At 63.7% G+C, this 22,444-nt stretch carries 29 protein-coding genes; 18 read left to right on the top strand and 11 right to left on the bottom strand.

The window, feature by feature from the left end; genetic code table 11:
- Nucleotides 1–30 precede the first annotated feature (30 nt).
- From DV733_RS13150 to DV733_RS13140, 3 genes are read right to left on the bottom strand one after another with little or no spacing between them, the layout of a single operon-like run.
- The gene (locus DV733_RS13150; protein WP_049992451.1) at nucleotides 31–888 is read right to left on the bottom strand and encodes a UbiA family prenyltransferase; all 858 of its coding nucleotides are present in this window, start codon (nucleotides 886–888) and stop codon (nucleotides 31–33) included.
- Between the two features lie 42 nt (nucleotides 889–930).
- Nucleotides 931–1,302 (bottom strand): hypothetical protein, encoded by a 372-nt coding sequence (locus DV733_RS13145; RefSeq protein WP_049992450.1) that lies wholly within the window; start codon nucleotides 1,300–1,302, stop codon nucleotides 931–933.
- Nucleotides 1,303–1,344: 42 nt separating this feature from the next.
- Nucleotides 1,345–2,466, bottom strand: coding sequence for a pyridoxal phosphate-dependent aminotransferase (locus DV733_RS13140; RefSeq protein ID WP_049992449.1), 1,122 nt, complete (start codon nucleotides 2,464–2,466; stop codon nucleotides 1,345–1,347).
- 84 nt (nucleotides 2,467–2,550) lie between these two features.
- On the opposite strand from DV733_RS13140, the gene DV733_RS13135 reads away from it, so the two are divergent.
- The 8 genes from DV733_RS13135 (at nucleotide 2,551) to DV733_RS13100 (ending at nucleotide 9,253) form a co-directional block, all read left to right on the top strand.
- Nucleotides 2,551–2,946, top strand: a complete 396-nt coding sequence (locus DV733_RS13135) for a YlbF family regulator (RefSeq protein ID WP_049994252.1) — start codon at nucleotides 2,551–2,553, stop codon at nucleotides 2,944–2,946.
- Between the two features lie 629 nt (nucleotides 2,947–3,575).
- A complete protein-coding gene (locus DV733_RS13130; protein WP_049992448.1) occupies nucleotides 3,576–4,403 on the top strand; it encodes an MBL fold metallo-hydrolase in 828 nt (275 codons plus the stop codon).
- A 301-nt stretch (nucleotides 4,404–4,704) separates the two neighbouring features.
- A complete protein-coding gene (locus DV733_RS13120; RefSeq protein WP_049992447.1) occupies nucleotides 4,705–5,970 on the top strand; it encodes a GumC domain-containing protein in 1,266 nt (421 codons plus the stop codon).
- 78 nt (nucleotides 5,971–6,048) lie between these two features.
- The gene (locus DV733_RS13115; RefSeq protein ID WP_049992446.1) at nucleotides 6,049–6,948 is read left to right on the top strand and encodes a hypothetical protein; all 900 of its coding nucleotides are present in this window, start codon (nucleotides 6,049–6,051) and stop codon (nucleotides 6,946–6,948) included.
- Between the two features lie 54 nt (nucleotides 6,949–7,002).
- Complete coding sequence (locus DV733_RS13110; protein ID WP_049992445.1) at nucleotides 7,003–7,311, top strand: Hsp20/alpha crystallin family protein; 309 nt, start codon at nucleotides 7,003–7,005, stop codon at nucleotides 7,309–7,311.
- A 66-nt stretch (nucleotides 7,312–7,377) separates the two neighbouring features.
- Nucleotides 7,378–7,953 (top strand): NAD(P)/FAD-dependent oxidoreductase, encoded by a 576-nt coding sequence (locus DV733_RS13105; protein WP_049992444.1) that lies wholly within the window; start codon nucleotides 7,378–7,380, stop codon nucleotides 7,951–7,953.
- 59 nt (nucleotides 7,954–8,012) lie between these two features.
- On the top strand, nucleotides 8,013–8,165 hold the full coding sequence (locus DV733_RS17360; RefSeq protein WP_170178705.1) for a hypothetical protein: 153 nt from the start codon (nucleotides 8,013–8,015) through the stop codon (nucleotides 8,163–8,165).
- A 125-nt stretch (nucleotides 8,166–8,290) separates the two neighbouring features.
- Entirely contained in the window at nucleotides 8,291–9,253 is a 963-nt protein-coding gene (locus DV733_RS13100) for a hypothetical protein (protein WP_136342353.1), read from the top strand.
- A gap of 12 nt (nucleotides 9,254–9,265) precedes the next feature.
- On the opposite strand, the gene dpsA is transcribed toward DV733_RS13100, so the two are convergent.
- Together dpsA and DV733_RS13090 are read right to left on the bottom strand one after the other, a co-directional pair.
- Nucleotides 9,266–9,796, bottom strand: coding sequence for a DNA starvation/stationary phase protection protein DpsA (gene dpsA, locus DV733_RS13095; RefSeq protein ID WP_049992442.1), 531 nt, complete (start codon nucleotides 9,794–9,796; stop codon nucleotides 9,266–9,268).
- A gap of 145 nt (nucleotides 9,797–9,941) precedes the next feature.
- On the bottom strand, nucleotides 9,942–10,304 hold the full coding sequence (locus DV733_RS13090) for a hypothetical protein (protein ID WP_049992441.1): 363 nt from the start codon (nucleotides 10,302–10,304) through the stop codon (nucleotides 9,942–9,944).
- A 188-nt stretch (nucleotides 10,305–10,492) separates the two neighbouring features.
- On the opposite strand from DV733_RS13090, the gene DV733_RS13085 reads away from it, so the two are divergent.
- The 3 genes from DV733_RS13085 to DV733_RS13075 all read left to right on the top strand — a co-directional run bounded on the left by DV733_RS13085 (nucleotide 10,493) and on the right by DV733_RS13075 (nucleotide 13,263).
- Nucleotides 10,493–11,758: a PH domain-containing protein gene (locus DV733_RS13085; protein ID WP_049992440.1), complete on the top strand. Its 1,266-nt coding sequence runs from the start codon at nucleotides 10,493–10,495 to the stop codon at nucleotides 11,756–11,758.
- Between the two features lie 90 nt (nucleotides 11,759–11,848).
- Nucleotides 11,849–12,262 (top strand): peptide-methionine (R)-S-oxide reductase MsrB, encoded by a 414-nt coding sequence (msrB, locus tag DV733_RS13080; protein ID WP_049992439.1) that lies wholly within the window; start codon nucleotides 11,849–11,851, stop codon nucleotides 12,260–12,262.
- 227 nt (nucleotides 12,263–12,489) lie between these two features.
- On the top strand, nucleotides 12,490–13,263 hold the full coding sequence (locus DV733_RS13075; RefSeq protein WP_049992438.1) for a hypothetical protein: 774 nt from the start codon (nucleotides 12,490–12,492) through the stop codon (nucleotides 13,261–13,263).
- Here the strand turns inward: DV733_RS13075 and DV733_RS13070 are convergent.
- Nucleotides 13,244–13,483 carry a glutaredoxin family protein gene (locus DV733_RS13070; protein WP_049992437.1) on the bottom strand — a complete coding sequence of 80 codons (240 nt, stop codon included), beginning with the start codon at nucleotides 13,481–13,483 and terminating at the stop codon, nucleotides 13,244–13,246. The two genes, DV733_RS13075 and DV733_RS13070, sit on opposite strands and share 20 nt — an antisense overlap.
- 93 nt (nucleotides 13,484–13,576) lie before the next feature.
- On the opposite strand from DV733_RS13070, the gene DV733_RS13065 reads away from it, so the two are divergent.
- Both DV733_RS13065 and DV733_RS13060 read left to right on the top strand, forming a co-directional pair.
- The gene (locus DV733_RS13065) at nucleotides 13,577–14,347 is read left to right on the top strand and encodes an SDR family NAD(P)-dependent oxidoreductase (RefSeq protein ID WP_049992436.1); all 771 of its coding nucleotides are present in this window, start codon (nucleotides 13,577–13,579) and stop codon (nucleotides 14,345–14,347) included.
- A gap of 53 nt (nucleotides 14,348–14,400) precedes the next feature.
- Nucleotides 14,401–15,408: a TIGR04024 family LLM class F420-dependent oxidoreductase gene (locus DV733_RS13060; RefSeq protein WP_049992435.1), complete on the top strand. Its 1,008-nt coding sequence runs from the start codon at nucleotides 14,401–14,403 to the stop codon at nucleotides 15,406–15,408.
- A 27-nt stretch (nucleotides 15,409–15,435) separates the two neighbouring features.
- On the opposite strand, the gene DV733_RS13055 is transcribed toward DV733_RS13060, so the two are convergent.
- Genes DV733_RS13055 through DV733_RS13045 form a run of 3 tightly spaced genes read right to left on the bottom strand, consistent with a single transcriptional unit; the run spans nucleotide 15,436 to nucleotide 18,266 of the window.
- Nucleotides 15,436–16,140, bottom strand: coding sequence for a 6-hydroxymethylpterin diphosphokinase MptE-like protein (locus tag DV733_RS13055; protein ID WP_049992434.1), 705 nt, complete (start codon nucleotides 16,138–16,140; stop codon nucleotides 15,436–15,438).
- 2 nt (nucleotides 16,141–16,142) lie between these two features.
- Nucleotides 16,143–17,330 carry a dihydropteroate synthase gene (gene folP / locus DV733_RS13050; RefSeq protein ID WP_049992433.1) on the bottom strand — a complete coding sequence of 396 codons (1,188 nt, stop codon included), beginning with the start codon at nucleotides 17,328–17,330 and terminating at the stop codon, nucleotides 16,143–16,145.
- A gap of 39 nt (nucleotides 17,331–17,369) precedes the next feature.
- Nucleotides 17,370–18,266: a DUF7537 family lipoprotein gene (locus tag DV733_RS13045; protein WP_136342351.1), complete on the bottom strand. Its 897-nt coding sequence runs from the start codon at nucleotides 18,264–18,266 to the stop codon at nucleotides 17,370–17,372.
- 89 nt (nucleotides 18,267–18,355) lie between these two features.
- Here DV733_RS13045 and DV733_RS13040 point away from each other — a divergent pair, with 89 nt between their 5' ends.
- Genes DV733_RS13040 through DV733_RS13030 form a run of 3 tightly spaced genes read left to right on the top strand, consistent with a single transcriptional unit; the run spans nucleotide 18,356 to nucleotide 20,042 of the window.
- Nucleotides 18,356–18,874 (top strand): hypothetical protein, encoded by a 519-nt coding sequence (locus DV733_RS13040; protein WP_049992431.1) that lies wholly within the window; start codon nucleotides 18,356–18,358, stop codon nucleotides 18,872–18,874.
- Nucleotides 18,871–19,596 (top strand): RNA methyltransferase, encoded by a 726-nt coding sequence (locus DV733_RS13035; RefSeq protein ID WP_049992430.1) that lies wholly within the window; start codon nucleotides 18,871–18,873, stop codon nucleotides 19,594–19,596. The genes DV733_RS13040 and DV733_RS13035 overlap by 4 nt, the downstream gene beginning before the upstream one ends.
- A gap of 41 nt (nucleotides 19,597–19,637) precedes the next feature.
- Nucleotides 19,638–20,042: a hypothetical protein gene (locus tag DV733_RS13030; RefSeq protein ID WP_049992429.1), complete on the top strand. Its 405-nt coding sequence runs from the start codon at nucleotides 19,638–19,640 to the stop codon at nucleotides 20,040–20,042.
- 35 nt (nucleotides 20,043–20,077) lie between these two features.
- Here DV733_RS13030 and DV733_RS13025 read toward each other — a convergent pair whose 3' ends face one another.
- Nucleotides 20,078–20,461 (bottom strand): secondary thiamine-phosphate synthase enzyme YjbQ, encoded by a 384-nt coding sequence (locus DV733_RS13025; protein WP_049992428.1) that lies wholly within the window; start codon nucleotides 20,459–20,461, stop codon nucleotides 20,078–20,080.
- Nucleotides 20,462–20,552: 91 nt separating this feature from the next.
- On the opposite strand from DV733_RS13025, the gene DV733_RS13020 reads away from it, so the two are divergent.
- Entirely contained in the window at nucleotides 20,553–21,119 is a 567-nt protein-coding gene (locus tag DV733_RS13020; RefSeq protein WP_049992427.1) for a universal stress protein, read from the top strand.
- A gap of 13 nt (nucleotides 21,120–21,132) precedes the next feature.
- Here DV733_RS13020 and DV733_RS13015 read toward each other — a convergent pair whose 3' ends face one another.
- Entirely contained in the window at nucleotides 21,133–21,498 is a 366-nt protein-coding gene (locus DV733_RS13015) for a hypothetical protein (RefSeq protein ID WP_049992426.1), read from the bottom strand.
- A 310-nt stretch (nucleotides 21,499–21,808) separates the two neighbouring features.
- Here DV733_RS13015 and DV733_RS13010 point away from each other — a divergent pair, with 310 nt between their 5' ends.
- The gene (locus DV733_RS13010; protein WP_049992425.1) at nucleotides 21,809–22,432 is read left to right on the top strand and encodes a hypothetical protein; all 624 of its coding nucleotides are present in this window, start codon (nucleotides 21,809–21,811) and stop codon (nucleotides 22,430–22,432) included.
- Nucleotides 22,433–22,444: the final 12 nt, after the last annotated feature.

The raw sequence follows: 22,444 nt of genomic DNA, 5'->3' as shown, positions 1-22,444 counted from the left end.
TGGAGTCAGCGATTTAACTGTGGTGGTCGCTCACACTGCGCTGAGTGGCTCGACCCACACCGCCACGACCAGTATTGCGAGAAAGACGTACGAGCCACGGATGAGCAGCATCGTCGCGATTTCGGGGTCTGCCCGGGCCGCGAGGAGCGCCACCACGCCGAACGCCACCGCCGCGAGCACCGCACTCGGGGGAAACACCGCCACTGCCGCAAAGGCGACGACTCCGCCCAGTCCGGCGATCATCAGACCGAAGGCGAAGCGCCGGGCCGAGCGCTGGCCGACGACGACCGCGACCGTGCGCTTGTCGATCGAGCGGTCGTACTCGTAGTCCTGGGCGTCGTCGATCACCTTGATTCCCGAGAGGATCGTCAGGAACACACCCGCGAACGCCAGTACCGCCGGCGTCAACGTCTCTACCTGCACGTAGAAGCCGCCGAGCAACGCCAGTGCGATCCCGCTGGGATAGCCCACGGTCGCGGTGACGGGGTTCATGTCGAACTGCGGGGCGTGCAGATAGCCGATGATCCATCCCGGAAGCGTGATCGCCGCTGCGAGCGGTCCCACGACCAGCCAGATCGCGGCGAGACAACCGGCGAACGCCACCGTCGAGAGCGTCATCGCGACGCGACAACCCCGAGCGGTGAGTGGGTGATCGTCGTCCTCGTCACGGCCGTAGAAGTCGACGTAGCCGTCCTTGACGTGGGCCGTGTAGAGTGCGAAGAAGGTCGCTGTCGCGTGCAGCAAGGCGAGCGCGACGTCGAAGCGACCGCTGAGCGCAGCCCCGAACACCGACGACGCGACCGGCGGCAGCATGAACACCGGGTGGATCTGGGAGGCCAGTGCCCGCACAGCAGCCCCCGGACCCGACCCGTGGCGGGCGATCGTCATATGTTGACAAACGACTCGACCAACAAAAAGGATAGACTCGTGTCAGGCCCAGTTGTCTCGATCGAAGACGAACGTCGAGACGTGGGCCGCCAGTTTCCGGGCTGCCTGCTCGCTGCCCTCGTGGAGATCACCCGAGACAGGACCGGCCTCACCGCCGACGCCCTCTGCCTGGGAGATCGGATCCGTCCCCGTCGGATAGGTCCGCCGGCTGGCGACGCGATCGCGAAGTTGCTGGACGGCGTCAGCGCGCAATTCGGCCTCGAGATGGGCGAGGTCGTACCGGACGATCCAGCCACGCCGGGCGTCTCTGATCGCGAGCGCCGGCTGTCGCTGGTCGAGACAGCGCTGCCAGATCTGCTGACGCTGGTCGTCGGTCTCGTAGACGGGGACGTTCGAGGGGGCGAGGTGGTCCATTGCCGCGGCGTAGGGACTGGACTCGTATGTGCTTGCCGCCGCTCAGCGGACGGCCTGCGTCGCCGCGTCCATGATCTCGATCGCTTCTTTCAGCTCGTCCATCCCGGTCGCATACGAGATTCGGGCGTACCCTGCGCCGTGCTCGCCGAACGCGTCGCCGGGGACGACCACGACACCGCGGTCGATCACTTCCTCGACCCACCCCCCGGGAACCTTCGGCATCGCGTAGAAGGCACCCTTCGGTGTTGGACACTCCAGCCCCATGTCCTCGAAGCCATCGAGCACGACGTCGCGGCGCTGCTCGAAGGCCGCGAGCATCTCCGCAACTGGGTCCTGCGGTCCTGTGAGTGCTGCCTCGGCGGCGTACTGGGCGGGTGCGCTGGCACAGGCCTGGGCGTACTGGTGCACTCGCAACATTCGCTCGATGCGATCGGTCGCACCCGTCACCCACCCGAGTCGCCAGCCCGTCATCGAGTAGGTCTTCGAGCAGGCGTTCACGACGACGACGTTGTCCTCCTCGGTGAACTCCATCGGCGAGCGGTGCTCGCCCTCGAAGACGATGTGCTCGTAGACCTCGTCCGAGAGACAGAGGACGTCGTGCTCGTCTGCGATCCGGGCGAACTCGCGCATGTCCTCGGGTGACTGGACCGCGCCCGTCGGATTCGCCGGACTGTTGACCACGAATAGCGCTGTATCGTCGGTGATGGCTTCCTCGACGGTCGCGGGATCGAGCGTCAGATCCTCGCGCAGCGGGACAGGCTTTGGCTCCCCACCAGCGAGGTGGGTCAGGGCGTCGTAGGAGACGAATCCCGGATCGGGGAAGATCACTTCGTCTCCCTCGTCGACGTGGGCTTCCATCACCAGATGGAGGGCTTCGCTCCCGCCGGAGGTCGCGATTATATCCTCGGGGTCGACGTCGAGGTCGTTGTCCCGATCGTGTTTCTCGCTGATCGCTTCCCGGAGGGTCACAGTCCCTTTGTTCGAGGTGTAGCCGTCTGCCTTGCCGGCCCGGATGGCGTCGATTGCGCCCTGACGAGCGTGGTCGGGTGTGGGGAAGTCCGGCTGGCCGAGGCCGAGGTTGATGGCGTCTTCGCCGGCTGCTTCGAACACTTCGCGGATGCCCGAGATCGAGACCTGTTCGACCCGGTGAGAGAACTCGGTCATATCTCCGTCAGGGTCCGGGAGGGCGATAACTGTTGGTGGTCCGTTCCGGCACGTTCAAACGGCTGTAGTCCCAACGACATGGCGATGAGCATCGAGACCGACACGGCCGACGTGACAGACGACAGCGTCGAGTCGCTCGCCAGCGCGCTCGGCGAGGCGATCACCGATCTTCCCGAATACGAAGCCTACCAGGACGCCAAGGCCGACGTCGAGGCCGACGAGCAGGCCCAGGAACGCATCGAGGAGTTCGAGCAGATCCGCGAGGAGTACATGGTCGCCCGCCAGACCAACCAGGCCGATCAAGACGACCTGCGCACCCTGAAGAAGGCCCAGCGCGAACTCCACGAACTCCCCGTCATGGAGGACTATCTGCAGGCCCAGAGCGACCTCGAACTCCGCCTGCAGGAACTCAACGAGATTATCTCCGAGCCCCTCACGGTGGACTTCGGCGAGAAGGCCGGCGGCTGCTGCCAAGAATAAACCACTTGGTTTCCACTTTTTGCGGCGTCGGGTCTCGCACACGAGCCTGTCGGCTCGTGGCAGACCTCTCCTTGCAAAAACTTGGGGAAAAAGGCCGCTCGCGCTCGGTAGAGCGCTCGCGGTGAAACGCGCCTTCGGCGCGTATGCCTGTCTCACGGCAAGGCCTGCCCTTCCCCGGGTCGCTCGGCCACGACGATAGTCGTGGCACTCGCTCCCGGCCACCGCGGGGCGGTCAGGAAGCGTGTTGCGCGGCAGACGCCGCGCAACCGGGGAGGTGTGGGGCCACAATAACGTGGTGTGGGGGCTGTTCCTGGTGGATCGAAAGGGCGAACCACGGTCGCGCTGGACAGGGAGTCGCTCTGTCGGCCCTATTCGAGTGAACGAAGTGAACGAGAATATCCGACAGAGCGACCGCGAGTAGCGAGAGAGCGAAGCTCTCTCGTACCATTCGCGCGGCCGGCGGCCGCGCGAAGACGTGGAGAGGGCTTTCCCGCGTTGTTGATAACAGTAGCGTTTCGGGTTCCTAGCGAGCGTAGTGAGGGCTTTTCGGAGACGACAATCTCAGCTCATCCGCAGTTTCCTAGCGACAATAGACAAGACTTACCAAGCGAACCGGCAGAGGTGGGGATATGGTACATAGCGACTGGGGCGACTGGCTGCCCCGCGCCGTCGAGGACGCCGATCCAGACGGCGTCGCGATCTGGTATCTCGGTTGCAACGGCTTCATCGTGAAAGCCGACGACGGGACGACAGTCTTCGTCGACCCCTACGTCGGCCTGGGCGACCCGCCCCGCACAGTCCGGATGGTCCCGGTGCCGTTCGATCCGTACGACGTCGGCCCCGTCGACGCCGTGCTGGCGACCCACGAGCACACCGACCACGTCCACGGCGAGACAGCGGGCCCGATCCTCGAAGCCAGCGACACACCCTTCTACGGTCCCGACGACAGTCTCGCCGTCGCGCGCACGGAGAACTGGCTGGTCGAGTACGACATCGACCAGACACAGCTCGTCGAGGTCGCAGAAGGCGACACCATCGAACTCGGCGCACTGACAGTTCACGTCGAACCCGCAAACGACCCGGACGCGGGCCACCCCGTCGCGTACGTCTTCGAGCACGACGCGGGAACGTTCGTCCACGGCGGGGACGCCCGACCCGGAAAATTCGAACCACTCGGCGAAGAATACGACGTCGACCTCGCAGCGCTCGCCTTTGGCAGCGCCGGGATGATCCCGGACAAGCAGACCCGCGAACCCAAGTACACCAAGTGGTACAGCGACGAGAACGAGATCGTCGAGGCCGCCAACGAACTCCAGACCGACACCCTCCTGCCGACTCACTGGGATATCTGGAAAGGCCTCAATGCTGATCCGGCAGTCCTGCACAATCACGCCAGGAGCTTCGAGTATCCCGAACGCGTGCGCGTCATCGAAGTCGGAGATCGCGTCGACCTCTGACAACGCTCCTGCCGACCTGCGGTCTTTTTCCCCATGTTTTTGCCGTGAGTGGTGCGCGGAGCGCACCCGAACGGGAAAAAGTGGTCTCGGAAAGGACTCAATGCTGATCCGGCAGTCCTGCACAATCACGCCAGGAGCTTCGAGTATCCCGAACGCGTGCGCGTCATCGAAGTCGGCGATCGCGTCGAACTGTAGGCGAAGCCAGCAACAGAGTCGATCTGGAGAGCCGCTTCCGGGGGCGATTATGTCCGATGATAAATAGTAAGTAACTTTAATACGGATGCTCGTCCGAAGTAGAGCCATGAGTGATTCCCAGACGTACGATCCAGTGACCGTGTCCTCGGACGGGGTGACCGTGGCAAAGCGGTTCGAGGCCGACGAGTTCCCCGTGCCGGCGATCGCGTTCCGGATCGAATCGCGCCGCAGCGAGACAGTGACGATCACGCTGGTCGACAGCGTGCCCGAAGACGTCGCCGTCGAGGACCTGGGGTTCCACCCCGAGTACGGCAGCGAGTACTGGACGATCGACGATCAGACGATCACCTTCGAGCGCGACATCGAACCCGAGTCGGAGTACACGACCGTCTATGGGATTCGCTCGACCGGGACCGACAACGTCGAGCAGTTCCTGACCGAGCCGACCATCGAGATGGTCGATCCGCCGCTGGACGAAGAGGAAGGTGACGTCCTCGACGACTCCAGCTCCGACGTCGTCAAGGACGTTATCGCCGGCGAGAGCGACAGCGTTCCAGGGCTGGATGACGAGGGAGACGACGAAATCGAGACGCTCAACCTCAAGGACCCGAACGCGCCCGAAGAAGAACAGGGTGGAGACGGCGGCGACGGTGAAGACGGCGGGACCCAGCCGTCGAACGTGACGACGACGTTGCTGGCGGAGATTCACCACGGGGCCGTCGACGAGGATGTCGTGCGCGCGCTCCGAAGCGAACTCTCGGTCAACGGTGCGAGCAGCAGCGGCGGCGGTGGCGGCGCGACTGACGCGCGGATCCAGCACCTCCAGAACGAGGTCAGCGACCTCTCGGCGTACACCGAGGCTCTCGAAGAGTTCCTCGCGGACAACGGCACCGGCGACCAGATGATCGAGGACTTCCGTGACCGGCTGGCCTCCTTCGAGAACGAACTCGATCAGATCCAGAGCATGGCGATGGAGAACGACGAGCAGATGGACTCGGTTCAGTCCGAGGTCAGCCGCGTCTCCGGGCAGGTCTCGGACGTCGAGGACACGGTCACGTCGATGGAAGGCCGTGTCGACAACGTCGAGGGCACTGTCGACGAGGTCGAAGGCACGGTCGGGAACCTCGACGAGCAGGTCGACACGCTCGATTCGGAGGTCGACTCGATCAGCGGCGACGTCGGCGAATTCGAGGACGATATCTCCTCGCTGGAATCGGAAGTCCAGTCACTGCGCGGTGATCTCGAAGACATCGACGACCGCATCGGCGATGTCGGCGACATCGACGACCAGATCCAGAACATCGAGTCCGAGATCGAAGACCTCAAACAGTGGCGCGAGCAGCTGTCGTCGGTCATCGGCGGCGGCGAGTAACCGCCGATCGAACGCGACGAAACGGTCATTTCGACGTGAACCGGACTCGTTTTACCGCCCGCGGTGCAGTGTTCGATAATGACGACCGTCAGCGTCGCCGTCCCGCGCAAGGGCCGGCCGCTCGAAGCGGTGCTCGAACGGATCGCGACCAGCACGGGCGCGACCGACGTCGCCGACGAGATCATCTCGACGCTCCGCTACGAGAAGGCTATCACGAAAGGCAAGCAATCGAGCGAGGAGTACGTCTACGACCGCCTGGCCGACTACAGCGATATCGACGACCCGACCAACCCAGAGTACTCGCTGCTGCGAGACGACCGCGAAGGCATGCCGCGCCGACTCGTCTTCGACAGCGTGACGATTCCGACCGACGCGGGCGACCTCCGGTTGATCGGCCGGGAAGAACCGTTTCGGGCGCTGCGCAAACACGAGTTCGCGCTCGGGTTCGACAGCGCCGACCTGGTGCTCGAAGAGGTCGTCGAACTCCGAGGTGATCCGCTGGGCGATCTGGCCGCCGTCAACGAACGGATCGACCCGATGGACACCGACGTCCGCCTGCGGACCGGCCTCGGTGATACCGTCTATCACACGCTGCTCGCGACGCCCGAAGTTGCGCCCTCGGGCGGAGCGGTGCTCGGTCGTGAATTCGTCGCCGACTACGAGGGGCAGGTCTGTATCTCGCCCCGGTACGAGCGGCTGGTCGAAGCCGTCCTCGGGACCGACGCGCTGGAGGGCCTGACGTTCGTCTATCCCGAGGAGGGCCAGACCGAGGAAGCGGCCGTCGCCGACGCTGGACTCGGCGTCTATCTGACGGTCACGGGTTCGACCGCCCGGGACCACGGCCTCGTCGTCGGCGAGTCACTGTTCCCCAGCGAAACCGTCCTGCTGGAGAACGCCTCCGAACGGACCGACGCCAGCGAGGCGATCGCCTCCCTGCTGGCCGGCGAGGACATCGACACCGAATTGCAGGTGGCCTGACTGCCACTGTGTCGCTCGACTATCTTTATTCCCGCGGCAGACCTACGAAACGGTATGACTCGCCACCGCCCGGAACACGCGATGGAACTGTACCGTGACGACGATACCTACGTCGTCTACGTGGAGCTACCCGGATACGACGAGTCCGAGATCGACATCCGCTGGCACGACCGCCGACTGACGATCTCGGCCGAGCGGACGACTGACGACGATCGGCGCGCAGTCTTCCACCGGAGCATGGGGCTCCCGCGAGAGATCCACGCCGACGCGATCGATGCCACCTACGAAGAGGGCGTCCTCGAAGTGACGCTGCCGATCGCCGATCCGGGCTCGAGACCGGGGCAGGAAATATCACTCGATTGACTTCCACGGCGGCAAACACTGCACGCGAGCAAAGACATATCCCTCGAAGACGTGCTAGTAGGTAGCGTGACAGACGTACTCGTCGTCGGCGGTGGTCCCGCCGGCTTGAGCGCAGCACTGTTTACCCAGAAGAACGGTCTCGACACCGCGGTCTTCGACACGGACGAGACGTGGATCCACAAGGCCCACCTGTTCAACTACCCGGGAATCGGTTCCCAGGACGGGACGGCCTTCCTCGAAACTCTCCGGACACAGGTCGACAGTTTCGGCGTCGACAGCCACGAGGCAGAAGTGACCGACGTCACCGAATCCGACGGCACCTTCACCGTCACGACCGACGACAGCGAACACGAGGCCGACTACCTGATCCTGGCGACAGGGGCGAATCGCGACCTCGCCGAATCGCTCGGCTGTGACTTCGAGGACGATCTCGTCGACGTCGACCTGAGCATGGAGACCAGCGTCGCCGACGCCTACGCGACCGGCGCGATGGTCCGGGCCGAAGAGTGGCAGGCCGTCATCTCCGCGGGCGACGGCGCTGCGGCAGCGCTGAACATCCTGAGCAAAGAAGAGGGCGAACACTTCCACGACTTCGACGTGCCCGCCGACGCCGCCGCGGTGTTCGGCCCCGACGAAGAGTAATCTCGCAGTTTAGGGAGACCCAAAACGCTTTTACCTTTAGGCAGACCTAATCACATTCGATGGCAAATTCGCGCTCGCTCGACGAACGCACTGACGACGACCGCCCGGCAGTGAAGGCTCACACCTGTTCGGAAGAAAAGACCGTATTCACCGAGGACGGCAACGCCGACGGCTGGATCGCGACCGACCTCACCGTCGAGCTTCCGCGATAGCGCCCCGGTTTTACTCGCTGACTGACCCTCCACAGCGGTGGTTGCGCTTCGAATTATAATGTTTGAACACCTATTTCATCAGCCTGTAGAAACTATTAAGTTCCGAGAAGAAGAATTCTTCAGTAGTGATACAGATGTGGGGGAGCCACGCACCCAGACGCCCAACCCGAGGCGCTGATCGACCCAGTTCGGATGGCAGCCGGGACGACGACCGACTTCCACTGATCCCGGTCGCCGCCCAGGGTGGCGACGTCATCGGCCTGTGTGAGTTCGAGAAGGGAGTCGATGGCTGGCAGGGCGCAGATCTGGTGTCGGTCGAGCGCGTCCGAGGCGCCGACCGCCCGGGCGCCGTCACGAGCGACTCGGCGGCACTCCGGTTCGACGCCGACGGCGTGACAACGGCGACGATCACGAACGAACGGGGAGCACGCGACGCGGACTGGATCGGCCACCCCTATCTCACGGCGACGGTCACAGCAGGCGACCTCGCAGGGACCGACGCACCGATCCACGCGTCCTTCCGGCTCGTCCACGACAGCCACCGCGCCGGGCGAGGACGCTCGAGTACGTCCTCTCCGCCGCGAAACCGCGCACATACCGGTCGCGGTCGTGCCGGCCGATCTCGCGAGGCGAGCCTCACCTCCGAGACGTTCAGCGTCCCGCAAGGCCAGCCGGTTCGGCTGTACTGGGACCTGAGCGGTGTCGACGAGCGCGTCCGAGACAGCGTCGTCCGACTCGAACTCGTCTGTGAGAGGGCCGACCAGCCGTCCTCGGAGGGGCCGTACGGACGCGGCGGCGGGATTCGTGGGTCGATCACGCTGGAGGGCGTGGCACTGAGCGACTCCCCGGACGTGATCGCAGCCGCGAAACTACAGACGCACTGGCAGCGGCTACTCGCCAAATACGGTGACCACGTCGAAACCGTTCCCGAGGTGAAGAAGCCTTCAGTCGAGTCGGGACGCTTCGTCTTCGAAGACGGCGAAACCGAGTACGATTTCGAGATCCTCGACGACGACGGGCACGTCTTCAGGCTGGCGTCGACGACCTACCGATTCGAAGACGGAATGGCAGCGATCGAGCGCCGATAAGGGTGAGGTCAGCTACTGGACGAGCGAGTCGTCTTCGAGGTAGTGATCGATGTGGTGAGCGTCTTCTTCGACTTCGACCAGGATCTCTCGGAGTAGCTCCGCGGTCGCGTGGTCGCCGAGGTTCGTCGCCAGGTCAATGTGATCGCGCAGACTCTCGATGATGTCGCCGTAGATCTCCAGATCGTTTTCGAGCGAGGTTCGGATATCGTAGACGTCCTCGTCCTCGGGTTCGACCGGGGCGTGTTCTTCGAGGTTCTTCCCGCCGGCGATCGGCGCCCCGCCGATGGCCTGCAGGCGCTCGGCGAGTTCGTCGGCGGCTTCCTCGGCCCGACCGGCGGCCTCCCCGAGGAAGACGTGGACGTCGTGGAACTCCGCACCCTCGACGTTCCAGTGGTGTTTCTTGAGCTGGTGATAGAGGACGTACGTCGCGGCGAGGTCGGTGTTCAACGCCTCGACGATCTGCTCGGCTTTTCCTTGCTCCAGGCGAAGGCGGTTCTCATCGACTGTGCCGGCTTCCTGCCGGACTTCCTTCTGGGTGCTCATTGCGTCCGCTAGTACTCACGGATCGCCCTTAAACATTTGCACTGAGTAAACGTATTTTCCATATAGAGAAAAATATATTCTTATTTCTCGATCTAGCAGAGGCGTTATCGAGAGCGAATTACGTTGGGGGGACGAACGTCCAGACTCACTCGTCGTCACCGCGGGCGTACGCTCGGATCGGTTCGAGCGCACGGTACGAACGGTGTTCGGCGACAGCAGTCGCGACGGCGAGAAGGGCGAGCGCTCCGGCGGCGACGGCCTTCGAGTCGGTCGTGTCGGCGACGTCGAGCGCGTTGTGAAACCAGAAGACGTTGGCGAGCGCCGATCCGTGAAAGAGCTTCAGTTCGGCCGCGAAGACGGGGCTGATCCAGTGAAAGTCCGGTATCATCGCCCAGCCGCCGCCGAGAAGTCCCAGAACGCGCGGATACGGCACGCTCGGGAGCAAAACCGCGACCACGAGAATCGTGCACGCAGAGCCCATCGCGAAGTGGGCGATCGCCATCGACATACCAAGTATTTGGGACGCCGGCGAATCAATGTGACGCCCCCGTGGCCCACGAGACCGGAACGTGCCGGCTGGTATTCTCCCGTGCACACCGACGACCAGCGCGATCAGAACCACTTGATTTCGAATTGATTTCCGGCTCCAATATCTTTAATAAGATGGAACGTGGTCCGACTGTTAGGGGGATTCGAATGATTCACATTGGGGGTGTATCACTGGATACACCAGCAGCCGCGGGTACAGAGTCGGCGGGGAACGCCCTCGGAGAGACGCTGGCGGCGGTCAGTGACGACACCGACATCGAACGAACGATATCCTGTCGTGGGATCGAACGCGAGCCGGACGATGGCGGCCCGAGGTCGACCTCGAACGGGATGCTGGTAGTGACACATAGAGCAGTGCACGTCTTTTCCGAGGGGGTCGAAACGGACGCGGACGACGTTGGGTCGATCCCGTTCACGGCAATCGACGACGCCCAGACTAGCGGGCTGGTCCGGCGGCGACTCACGATCACCACCGAGGAGGCGACCTACGAGATTACGGCTGAAGGACGACCGGACCTGAACGCTCTGGCACGGTTCCTCAGGCGAGCGAGCTGGTCGTGGGGTCGAGTCACCCCACGACTCGACACCGCACGGACGGCCATCGAAGCGCTGGAGACAGATCTACAAGCGGGCGAGATAGAGAGTCTCGAACGCGACAAACATCGAGCGAAGATGGCACTCTCGAAGGCCCAGTCGACCGCGGGTCGGCTCGACGTCGCCGTCGACGCGATCGAGGGGGAGATCGACCGACTCAGAGAGCGCCTGCAGTACCAGCAGGTCCGCTGGCACGTCCTACAGGGCGAAGACGACGCCGAGACTGCGCGTGCGAAGCTAGCGAACGGGCTTGCCCACGCCGCACAGCCGCTGTTCGAGGACGCTCGTGAACACTTCGAGCAGGCGCTCTCGCTTGCGCGGGAGACAAGAGCTACCGGTTCGAAGCAGATCCGACACCGGCTCGAGGAGATACGCGAACAGCTCTACGACCTCGAAGTCGAGCCGAGAGCCGAGGCGTACGAGGCGGTCGAACGAGCGCTGGCAGCCGAGAGCCCGGATGGTGCGGCCAAACACTGGCGGGCAGCTCGAACACGGTACGACGAGGCGCTCGAAACGGCGGTCGAGACGTCACCGATCCGGTTCCAGCTCGCCTGGGTCGACGCCAACTTCGTCCGGGCGTGTCGCGAGTACGCCCGAGAGTTAGAGACCGACGCCGACGAGCATGCTGCAAACGGCCACGATCAGTGGGCACGACAGCTGTACATGGCCGCGGACGACCAGCTGGTCGACGCGCTGGCGGTCGCCCGTGAGCAGGACAATCTCGATACAGAGCCTCTCGAAGCGCATCACGAGCGGCTGGTGGGCAAACACGCCGATGGATGCTTCGAGTGGCCGGCCGCCGAGGTGACCAGCGACTGATCGTCGCTGAGGCGTCGAGATTTCGGAACAGCCAGCGGCTGCTGTGGGCTGGCCCGTGAGCATATACGCCTCGCACTGCTACGATTGTGCATGACGGATTCGAAATCGAGAGACGACCTTCCCGGGACAGACGAGGAGTGGCGCGAAATGCTGACTGAGGAGGAGTATCACATCCTGCGCGAGCGTGGGACCGAACCGAAGTTCAGCGGCGACCTTCTGGACGTCGACGACGAGGGCGTCTTCCGGTGTGCCGGCTGTGATGCGGCGTTGTTCGATTCCGATTCGAAGTTCGACTCGGGACACGGGTGGCCCAGTTTCTACGACGTCGTCGAGGAAGGCAACGTCGAGACGGAGGTCGACACCCGCCACGGGATGCGCCGGACTGAAGTGCTGTGTGGGAGTTGCGGCGGGCACCTGGGCCACGTCTTCGACGACGGACCCGAGCCGACGGGCAAGCGCTACTGTATCAACTCGGCGGCACTGGATTTCGATCCGGAGGAGTAGGGTTCTCGACGGCCGGCTCGCGAGCACGTTGATGTGCGAGCAGTCCAGCCGGGAGAAGCGGTGTCGACGGCGGCACGGCCACACGTTCATGCGTGGCCAGTCCAGCCGGGAGAAGCGGTGTCGACGGCGGCTCGCGAGCACGTTGATGTGCGAGCAGTCCAGCCGGGAGACGGGGCCGAATTCACCCCACCGGAACGTTTTTTGTGCTGTTCGGGGTTCGTTGAGACGTGTCCACAGACGACTCCCCGGACGACGAGCCGTTGTTCGATCCACGAATAACAGGCTACAACTGGATCGCTGGGATCCTCGGCGGCGTCGCGGCGTTTCTCGGCAGTTATCTCGCGATGATCGCCGTCGTGCTCGTCCCCGACGGGCCGGCCGAAGACAGTACCTGGGGAACGGTGCTCGCCGAAATCGGGCGAGTAACCTACAATGCCCATCAAGTGACACTAAACCTTCGACCGGCCAGAGATGAAGTTATAATTGAAAGTGCCCCGACTTCAATTAACTGGAGTGATATCGGCCCTAATGATCCAATAACGGTCAATTCGACACTGCTCAAACCAAATCAAACGGTTGTGTGGAATGCGGACATACAGAGGCCACTGGCATTTGAGAGGATCTACATCTTCGATTTCGGTCCGTATCAGGAACCTATACAGTACGCCGAGGCCAAGCCCGAACTCCTCTACTACCTCGTCCCGGTCGTCGCGTTGCTCCTGGCCGGCGCTGTCCTGGCGTGGGTGACCCTCTCCACAGAGCAAGCCATCGGCGAAGCCGTGCTACCGGGGGTAGCGATGACGATCGGATACGTGAGTACAGGGGTCGTCGGGACGTTCCTTGTCGGGACCGAACTGGCCGACGGAGCGCTCCGCCTCGCCCCGAGTCTGGGAGGGACGACTGTGTTGCTGCTCGCATATGCACTCGCGCTCACAACGGTCGGTGCCGGTGCAGTCGGAGCGTATCGAAACCGGGCGGAACTCAGGCGTACGATCGATTGAGGAACTCCAGAATCCGATCGGACTCGGCCATCGTCACGCCGTAGTCGTCGTCGACCAGTACCGGGACACCGCGCTGACCCGAGACCTCTTTGACCTCGTTGCGATCCGAGTGCAGGGCCTCGACCCAGACCGTCTCGTAGTCGAGTTCGAGTTCGTCGAGTCGATCGGCGACTTTCTCACAGAACGGGCAGCCGTCGAGCTGGTAGAGCGTGCGCGTCATACACCGACAAACGAACGGGACGGCCAAATGTCCTCTGGACCGCACCCCTCGGTGGCCACCGGCTTTTATCATTCCAGCGTCCGCTCTGGAACTATGCACGACCAGTACGGCCTGGACGCCGGGGCGGCGATCGTCACGGGTGCGTCGCGTGGGATCGGACGGACAGTTGCCGAGCGTGTCGCCGACGAGGGCGTCGACGTGACCATCTGCTCGCGAGACGGCGAAGAGATACGGGAGGTAGCGGCCACGATCACGTCCGAATACGGCGGCGAGTGTTACGGGATCGAGTGTGACGTCCGCGATACCGACAGCGTGGCGGCGATGGTCGAGGCCACAGTCGAACGCTTCGGCGGCGTGGACCTGCTGGTGAACAACGCTGGCGCGAGCTTCATGGCGAACTTCGAGGACGTCTCCGAGAACGGGTGGGACAGCGTCGTTGGCGTCAACCTCGACGGGACTGTCAACTGTACCCGAGCGGCAAGCGAGCACCTGAAAGACGGTGGTGGGGCGGTCGTCAACGTCGCCAGCGTCGCCGGCCAGCAGGGCGCACCGTACATGAGCCACTACGCCGCCGCCAAAGCCGCGGTGATCAACCTCACCACCTCGCTGGCCGCCGAGTGGGCCGGCGACGACGTCCGAATCAACTGTGTCGCCCCCGGCTACGTCGCCACCCCTGGCCTGGAATCACAGATGGGCATCTCGGCCGACGCGATCGATCGGGGGGCCGTCGACCGAACAGTCGGAATCGAAGCCGAAATCGCAGACGTCGTTCAGTTCCTCGCCAGCGACGCGGCCTCCTTCCTCACTGGCGAGACCATCGCGCCGAAAGGCAGGCCACAGATAGAGGACACCCCAGAAACCTAGCGGCCCGAACGCCGGCGATACAACTTTACCGGCGTGGTTCATTTGAATCGACCATGAGCGATACAGCCAGGGACATCTACCTGCCCGTGGCCGCCCAGCCGAGCATCGACACGTTCGCGACGTTCGCGACGCAGGCCGAGCAGTTGGGATACGATCGGATATGGTGTCCCGAGACGTGGGGACGCGACGCCGTGACGATCCTGACTGCGATCGCCGAACGCACCGACGAGATCGGGATCGGCACCTCGATCCTCAACGTCTACTCACGGTCACCAGCGTTGCTGGGCCAGACCGCAGCCACGCTTCAAGAGGTCTCGGACGGTCGATTTCGAATGGGGCTCGGACCGTCGGGACCGATCCTCGTCGAGGGCTGGCACGGGACCGAGTTCGAGTCGCCGCTGCGGTTCACCCGCGAGACGATCGAGATCGTCAAAACCGTGGTGGCCGGCGAACCACTGGAGTACGACGGCAAGATCCACCAGCTGTCGGGCTTTCGACTCCGGTTCGATCCGCCCGAATCAGTCCCGCCGATCGACGCCGGCGGGATGAGTCCGAAATCGGTCGAGTTGGCGGGCCGGTTCGGCGACGGCTGGCACGCCCTCATGCTCACGCCGGAGGGACTGCGTGAGCGGATCGAGGATTTCGAGCACGGCAGTGACCTGGGTGATCGCGACCGCGAGGACCAGCGGATCACGCTCGCACTGCCGTGTATCGCACTGGAGGATCGGGAACGGGCGCGCTATCTGGCCCGGAATCACATCGCATTCTACGTCGGCGGGATGGGGACGTTCTACCGCGAGGCGCTGAAGCGCCAGGGCTTCGAGGACACAGCCGAGACCATCGCGATCGAGTGGGCAAACAGGAACAAGGAGGCCGCGATCGAGGCCATCGGCGACGACCTGCTGGACGAACTCGGGGCGGTCGGCACGCCCGAGGAAGCCCGCGAGCGCGTCGCCGACTTCGAAGCGATCGACGGGATCGACGCGATCAATATCTCGTTCCCGCGGGCGGCCGAACCCGAAGAGATCGAAGCGACGATCGACGTGCTCGCGCCCGAGTAGGCGCCGGTCGGAAGTGTCGAAACGGTCTCACTCGACTGGCAGCGCGGACGTGTCGATCGACTCGCGGCGGCCGTCCAGAATCGCGAACCGTTCGTCGCGGCGGCGTTCGAGCCAGTAGAGCAGTCGCTCGGCCCACGTGAGTTTGCGCCGTTTCATCGGCGTCACAGCCGGATCGTCGAAGTCCCAGCCCGGGAAGACCAGCCGGGACGCGCCGAAGTGATCGGCCAAAAAGGCCGCTCGATCGCCGTCGGTGAAGCCGCCGAAGTTTCGAAGCGGTGGGGCGGGTGCGGCCTGGGTCGTCGCCACGACAGACGATAGCTGGCACTGTGGCACGTACTCCTGGATCGCACGGTTGTTGTCACCGTGTGCGTGGATCACGACCGGCGTCCCGTAGGTCGTGAGTCTGATCGCCGTCTCGGGCGTGCCGTCGAGGTCCGTGACCATACAATCGACGTCGACGCCGTCTGCGCGGAGCGTCCGTGCGGCACTGGAGGCTGCGACGACGGCGTCGGCCTCGCGAGCGACGTCGTGGTCGTCAGCCAGCGACGGGCCAGCGCCCGCGACTGCTACCGTCTGCCCGGAGAAAGCGAGCGTCTCGACGTCGAATAGCTCGCTGTCCGCCGCGCGGAGCATGCCGACGAAGACGTCCCGGGCGCGTTCGTCGCCGGCCCGGTCGAAGCCGAAGTCGTCGAGAATTGCCTCGTAGATCGGTTCCCACGTCTGGAAGTTCATCGTCACTCGATCCTAGCAGCGATCGTTTCGAGCGCTACGCCGAGTCGGCCCTCATCACCGACATCGCTCGCGAGCGCCTCCATCGCGGCCGGCGAACCGATCAGCAGATCAGCGTCGTCCGTTCCGGGCGCGAAGACCGCACCGTGAGCGGGTGCGTGCGAGGCGAGGCGGTCGCGCTGGGTCATCGACAGCCGGGTGAGTTCGAACACCTCGACGACAGACTGTGCGGCTGTCTCGGAGATAGTTCCAACTCGTTCGCAATGACGGTCGGCTTCGGAGACGGTCGTCACGTCGAGTTGCTCGACACCGACGTCGTCGTCGCGGAGCCGAGAACGAGTGAAGGTATCGCCGACGAGTGCCGCGTCACGAGTCTCTGCCACGTCGTGGGTCCTGATGACGTGTGCGCCGCGTTCGACTGCCATCGCGGTCGCGGCCAGACTCACGGGCAGGGCCTCCTCTGTCGAGCGGTCGGCGATCGATCGCAGGAAGTTCTTGCGGTTGATCGACACCAGAATCGGCTGGCCCAGGCCCCGAAACTCCCGCAGGCGACGGAACGTCTCGCGGTCGTCGTCGATGGTCTTGGCCTCGCTCCAGCCGCCAAAAGCCGGATCGACGATGGTCTTCTCGGTCAGGCCGTTCTGTTTCAGTGCCTCGTAGACCTCATCGACGTAGTCGGCCCGATCCGCCCACTCGCCGGACTTGCGTTCGGTCCAGGGCGTCTCTTCGACGGCCCCCGGGCGTTCGAGGTTGGGTGGACTCGCCATCTTCGCGACCGCGACGTCGTAGTCCGCACAGACCGCTGGAAGCTTCGGATCGGCGAATCCGCAGATGTCGTTGACCATGTCGAAGCCACCCTCGATGGCCGCCTCGGCGACCTCGTGGTAGCGCGTCTCAATCGAGAAGACGGCGTCGCCACCGACGGATTCGATCGTCTGGATCGCCGTCTGGAGGCGGTCGAGTTCTTGCTCAGGTGTGAGCACTTCGAAGCGCTTGTTGGCGGATTCGAGACCGACGTCGACGATGTCCGCACCCTGCTCGATGAGTTCGGTGTCGACGTACTCGGCCGCCTGGCCCGGATCGTCGAAGACGCTGGGTTTGTACGGCGACTCCTCGCTGATGTTGAGCACGCCCATGATCCGTGGCGGGTGGTCGTCGCCGATCGATAGCCCCGCGGCGTCGACTGTTCGCATGGCTGTCCACAGGGACTGGCCGATAAAAAGCGGCCGGATTCACCCGGTCGTATTGACCTGGTCGGTCCAGTCGGGCTCTTCGACGGTCGTGGCGTTGACGTCGGAGACCGAGTACTGGAGGATCGCCGAGAGGGCCCCACCGTCGGTACTGGTGCCGGTGATTTCGATACGCGTGTAGGTCACGAGGCCGTCGTCGGTGACGTAAGACGTCGCGTTGGCCGAGTCGAAGCTCGCGAACGAATCGTTGACTTCCTGTGTGATAACCGGCAGGTCAGCGATCCCTTCGGCTCGGTACTCGGTGACCGTCTGCCCACGGAACTCAGTCTGTCCCTGCGATTCGAGCGACGCGTTCCACTGCTGGTAGACGCCGACCCATCCGATATTACTGAAGGTCACCGGGGATGGCTCGGTGGACTCGTTGTAGGGCTGTTGTCCGTAGCCGTACTGGGGTTCGGACGTCTGGGTGCTGTTCTGCCGAAGGAACGTCTCGTTGCCGGCGGTGTAGACGTCGGTGGACCTACCCATTCGCTGGAGGGAACTCTGAATCACTTCCTCGTAGGTTTCGGTCCCGACAGACGCCTGAAGATCGTACGCGCCCGAGACTCCCGAAGTGACAACGCTCGTGTTCCCGTCGAGTCGCTGCTCGAAGACGACCTGCTGGGCGGTCGACAACGAGGTCGCAGCGTCGATCTGGGCCGCGTGACTCGACGCCAGTTCGGCCGGATCGATATCCCGATCGGGCGCTGGGTCGGGTGTGGGATCCGGCGTCGGTTCGGCAGTTGGTTCAGGTGTCGGCGTCTCGGTGAGGGTTCCGTTCGGCGCCGGCGTGTCGCCACCGTCGTCGCCGGTCGAACACCCGGCGAGAGCGACGAGTGTGACCGCCAGAACGACGAGGGCAATCCGCTTCGTCTGCGCGGAGAACAATCGCTCCATCATGTCCGGCTTCCTCGGCGACGAACTTAAGTGGACGCATACAGCGATCCCATGTCACACCCCTTTTATCGCCCGCTCTCCATTGATTCGATATGAGCAAAGTCAGTATCGGGCTTCGCGGCTGGCGCTTCGAGGAGGACGACGTCTTCGGAGAAGACGGAGCGCTCAAACCGCTCGCGCAGATGCCGCCAGAGGCTCGCCAGCGAGTCTCCCGGCTCACGGCGATCATCGGCAACGCCTGTGACGCCTGCTGGCTGAGCGAAGACGAGAAGGCGGACTGCAACGTCGCCCGGGTCGTCTACGGCGAACCGATGGGCGAAGTGCTGCTGTGTGACGACCACGAGCCGGATTTCCTCTACTGGTTTCGTGAAGCGGGCGGTGACGAGTACGCCGGCGAGGTCGCACTCCAGGAGTACTTCCACCAGTGGTTCGCCGACGGCGGGCGTGCCCCCGACGGATACGCGAACCTCGAACACGTCGAGGAAGAACCCGACGCCTTACCAGAGGCGCCCGAATCGGGCGAGATCGAGCCGCTCGAAGAGGAACTCAAGGGGATGGACGAAGAGGAGCGCGAGGCGCTGGACGTCGACCTGAGCGACCTGGATCTATGATCAGCGTCGCGGTCGTCGACGCCGAGACGCCCGGAAACGTCGGCACCATCGCCCGGGCGATGAAGAACTTCGGCGTCTCCGACCTCCTGTTAGTCGACCCGCCCGAACTCGATCCCGACGGCGAGGCCTACGGCTTCGCTGGGCAGGCCCGGAAAGACATTCTCCCGAACGCACGGGAGGTAGACTTCGAGTACCTGGTCGAGAACTACCACACCGTCGGCTGTACGGCGATCACGAACGAAGACGCCCGCAAGCACGTCCGCTATCCCTTCCGGACACCACGCGAGCTGGCCGACAGCCTCGTCGACGTCGACGCGGACACCTGTCTCGTCTTCGGCCGCGAACGGGTGGGCCTGACCAACGCGGAACTGGCCCAACTGGACGAAATCTGTGCCATCCCCGCCGCTGCCGACTATCCCGTGCTGAATCTCGGCCAGGCCGCGACTGTGGTCCTCTACGAGATGCGCACGCTGACGCTCGAAGCGACCCAGCTCCCCGACCCCGAACTCGACCGCGCTACCGAGCGCGAGGTCGAAGGACTGCACGACCAGTTCGAGACGTTCCTCGCTGCAGTTGACCATCCCGAAGAGAAACGCGGGAAAGCCCAGCGACTCCTCCGGCGTCTGGTCGGCCGCGCGCACCCGACCGACCGCGAAGCTGTCACTCTCCGGGGAATCTTCCGACGGGCAGCCCAGCGCGCCCGAAAAGCGGACGATAGCTGACCGCCGAACGTTTTTTGGGGGACCCCGTTGAACGGTCGGTCATGACATCCTACGAAGATGTCCGTGAGATGGTCGTCGACTCGGAGTTCACAGACTGGATCCGGTTTCAGAATCTCGGAACGTGGACCTTCCAGCCGGACGTCTCGCTGCGGCTCACCCAGCGCGAGCAGTTGGGCCAGTCCCAGCAGCCCTGGACGAACCAGTTTCAAGCTCAGAGCGTTCGGTACGGCTACGTGATCTACTACGGCAACTCCCCTGTGGAGTATCACACCATCGTCGGCGTCGACAACAACCGGGCGTTCGTCCCCGAGCCGACCCAGCCCCAGGCGCCAGGCGGCGACTACACCATCACCCCCTATCAAGTGTCGCTGGGAGAGATCATCACCGGCGATCCTAGCACCTTCGACTCCTATCGCAGCCGAGCCGGGATCGAAATCGAGGAGTGATCGAGTCGGCTACAGCCCCAGCGCAGTGACAACAGTTAGTGTGGACAGACCTGTAGCGTCCGCGTCCGCGGGCCGTCACACTCGACCAAGAGGATCGACTGCCACGCCCCCAGATCCGGCTGGCCGTCGCTGACAGGAACAGTCACGCTCGGGCCGACGAGCATCGCGCGGACGTGGCTGTCGGCGTTGTCGTCGATCTCGTCGTGGGCCCATCCGTCGTCGGGCACGAGACCGTCGAGAGCATCTGAGAGATCGCCCAGGAGTCGAGATTCGGCCTCGTTGACGGTGACCCCGGCGGTCGTGTGTCGGACGAATACCGTCGCGACACCGTCGGCGTCTTCCGGAAGGAGCGCTGTTACTTCTTCGGTAACGTCTCGAACCTCCAGGTGCTCGCTCGTCGAAACGGAGACTGTCGGCATAGTACGTCGTCCGGCACAGACTCTCTCGACTCTTTCGCGAGTCTTGGTACCGATGGTCAAACACTATGGGCGAACGCGTCTAACTATAGGTATGGCGCTAGAGCTACTCCTGGCAGTAGGTGCGGAAGACAGCGACAGAATCGAAGCGTTCGCGGAGACGGCCACGACAGTCATCGGGGATAGAACGGCGAGAGTGACGCTCGGCCACGTGCTGACAGAAGGTGAGTACGAGCGGGCAGTCGACACGATTGCCGAGCACGTCGACCGGAGTGGCCGGTCGGGGGTGACGGGACGGCCAGAGACGGGGTCACTGCACGTGAGCGTGGGCGGAGAATCGGTGACGGCCTCGGAATTCGAGCGCGAACAGTCGGCGCTGTCACCCGGCGACGCGGCCGCACGGATCATCGGGCAGAAGACACTGGTTCGTGATCTGACGGCGGCGCTCGAAGATCGAGGAATCGACACGGAGATTCGAGGAGCGATCGGCGATCCGGCCGACGCGATCGTCGAGATGATTGAAGAAGTCAGTCCGGATTTCGTGGTCATCGGCGGGCGAGACCGGTCACCGGCCCAGCAGGCGGTGTTCGGAAGCGTCTCCCAGCAGATCCTCCGGTCGGTCGACTGCCCGGTCATCTCGGTCCGCTCGAACGACGACTAGTGGCGGTCTCGCCTCAGGCAAACATCAGCGCGAGGTTGTTCGCGGTGACGAGTACACCGACAACAGCCAGTACCAGTGGCGGGCCGTAGAACATCAGCCGGTCACGCTCGGGGAGACCGGCCCAGAGACTGATTCCGAGGACCGCGTAAAACACCAGCAGTTTGAGTGCCAGGAATCCGCCGCCGCCGAAGATCTCGACGGCGAACTGGATCAGTGGGTTCGCCTCGGCATACAGTGGCATGAACCAGACGATTGCGATGGTCGTCACCACGTCCCCGACCCCATAGGTCGCCAGCGCCACCAGCCACACCGTCCACAACGAGTCGACGTCGAAGGGTGACCGCTCTAGCGTCAACCACTCGGCCTCGGCTGCCTCCATTGACAGTATATCCAACCGGCGTACATAAATAACGCCCGTTGTGATTATCGATACTGAAAATTGGATTCCCAGGGCCAATATACACAGTAGGCCTAAGACAGAAATAAATATAACTGAGGCGTTGAGAGAGGAAATACGCAATATATCCGAGTGGGGGGTGAGTGAATATCTATTTTCAATATCGGAATCTAGAATGGAGTCGAGAGAAAGAGTGTCGCAGCGGCCAGTCAGTACATATTTAGACGCAGCGACGGCAAGTAGGAGCAATGGTGGTCATGGGGCCGAAATCACCACGCGAAGGTGATCGACGATGAGCGACCCGGAAGGGTGGTTCAGGGATCGGCGCCGGCTGCTCGTCCTGTTACTGGTCGTCGTGCTGGCGCTCGCCGGGGCCGGGATCGGGTCGTTCGTGTTCGACGGTGACGACGACCAGCCGGGCGTTCAGACTCCGACCGCAAACGAGACGGTGAACGTCTCGCTGGTGGCGGACTCGAACACCCGGCTGTTGAACGCTAGCAACATCACACCGAACTCCGACGGCTCGCGGACGGTCGTCCTCCGAAACAGCGGGGCCGACCCCGGAACACTCACGATCGCAGAAACGGCGCTGACCCAGCGCGAGAACGGCCTGGTAGGCCCGGAAGTCGAAGTCGACAATTCGACGGACAGCGGCGAACTCGCCGAGCACCTACTCGTCAGACTGCAATTCCAGACGACGAACGGAACGACGGTCGCGCTGTACGGGACGGGCGACGGTCCGCGGCCACTCTCGGACGTCGTGGGCGAGAACAGTTCCCGAGCAGTCAGTCTCGACCCAGGGAACCAGACGCGACTGCAATTCGAGTGGGTACTCCCAGAAGACACCGGTAACGTCGTCCAGAGCGACTCGCTCACGCTGAACGCGACCTTCCAGGTCCGTGCGAACGACGAGTAATCAGCCTGGTCT

The organism is Halapricum salinum, from assembly GCF_004799665.1.
GTDB lineage: Archaea > Halobacteriota > Halobacteria > Halobacteriales > Haloarculaceae > Halapricum > Halapricum salinum.
Note: the sequence above shows the minus strand (reverse complement) of the source record. Positions and strands in the feature narration are given on the sequence as shown.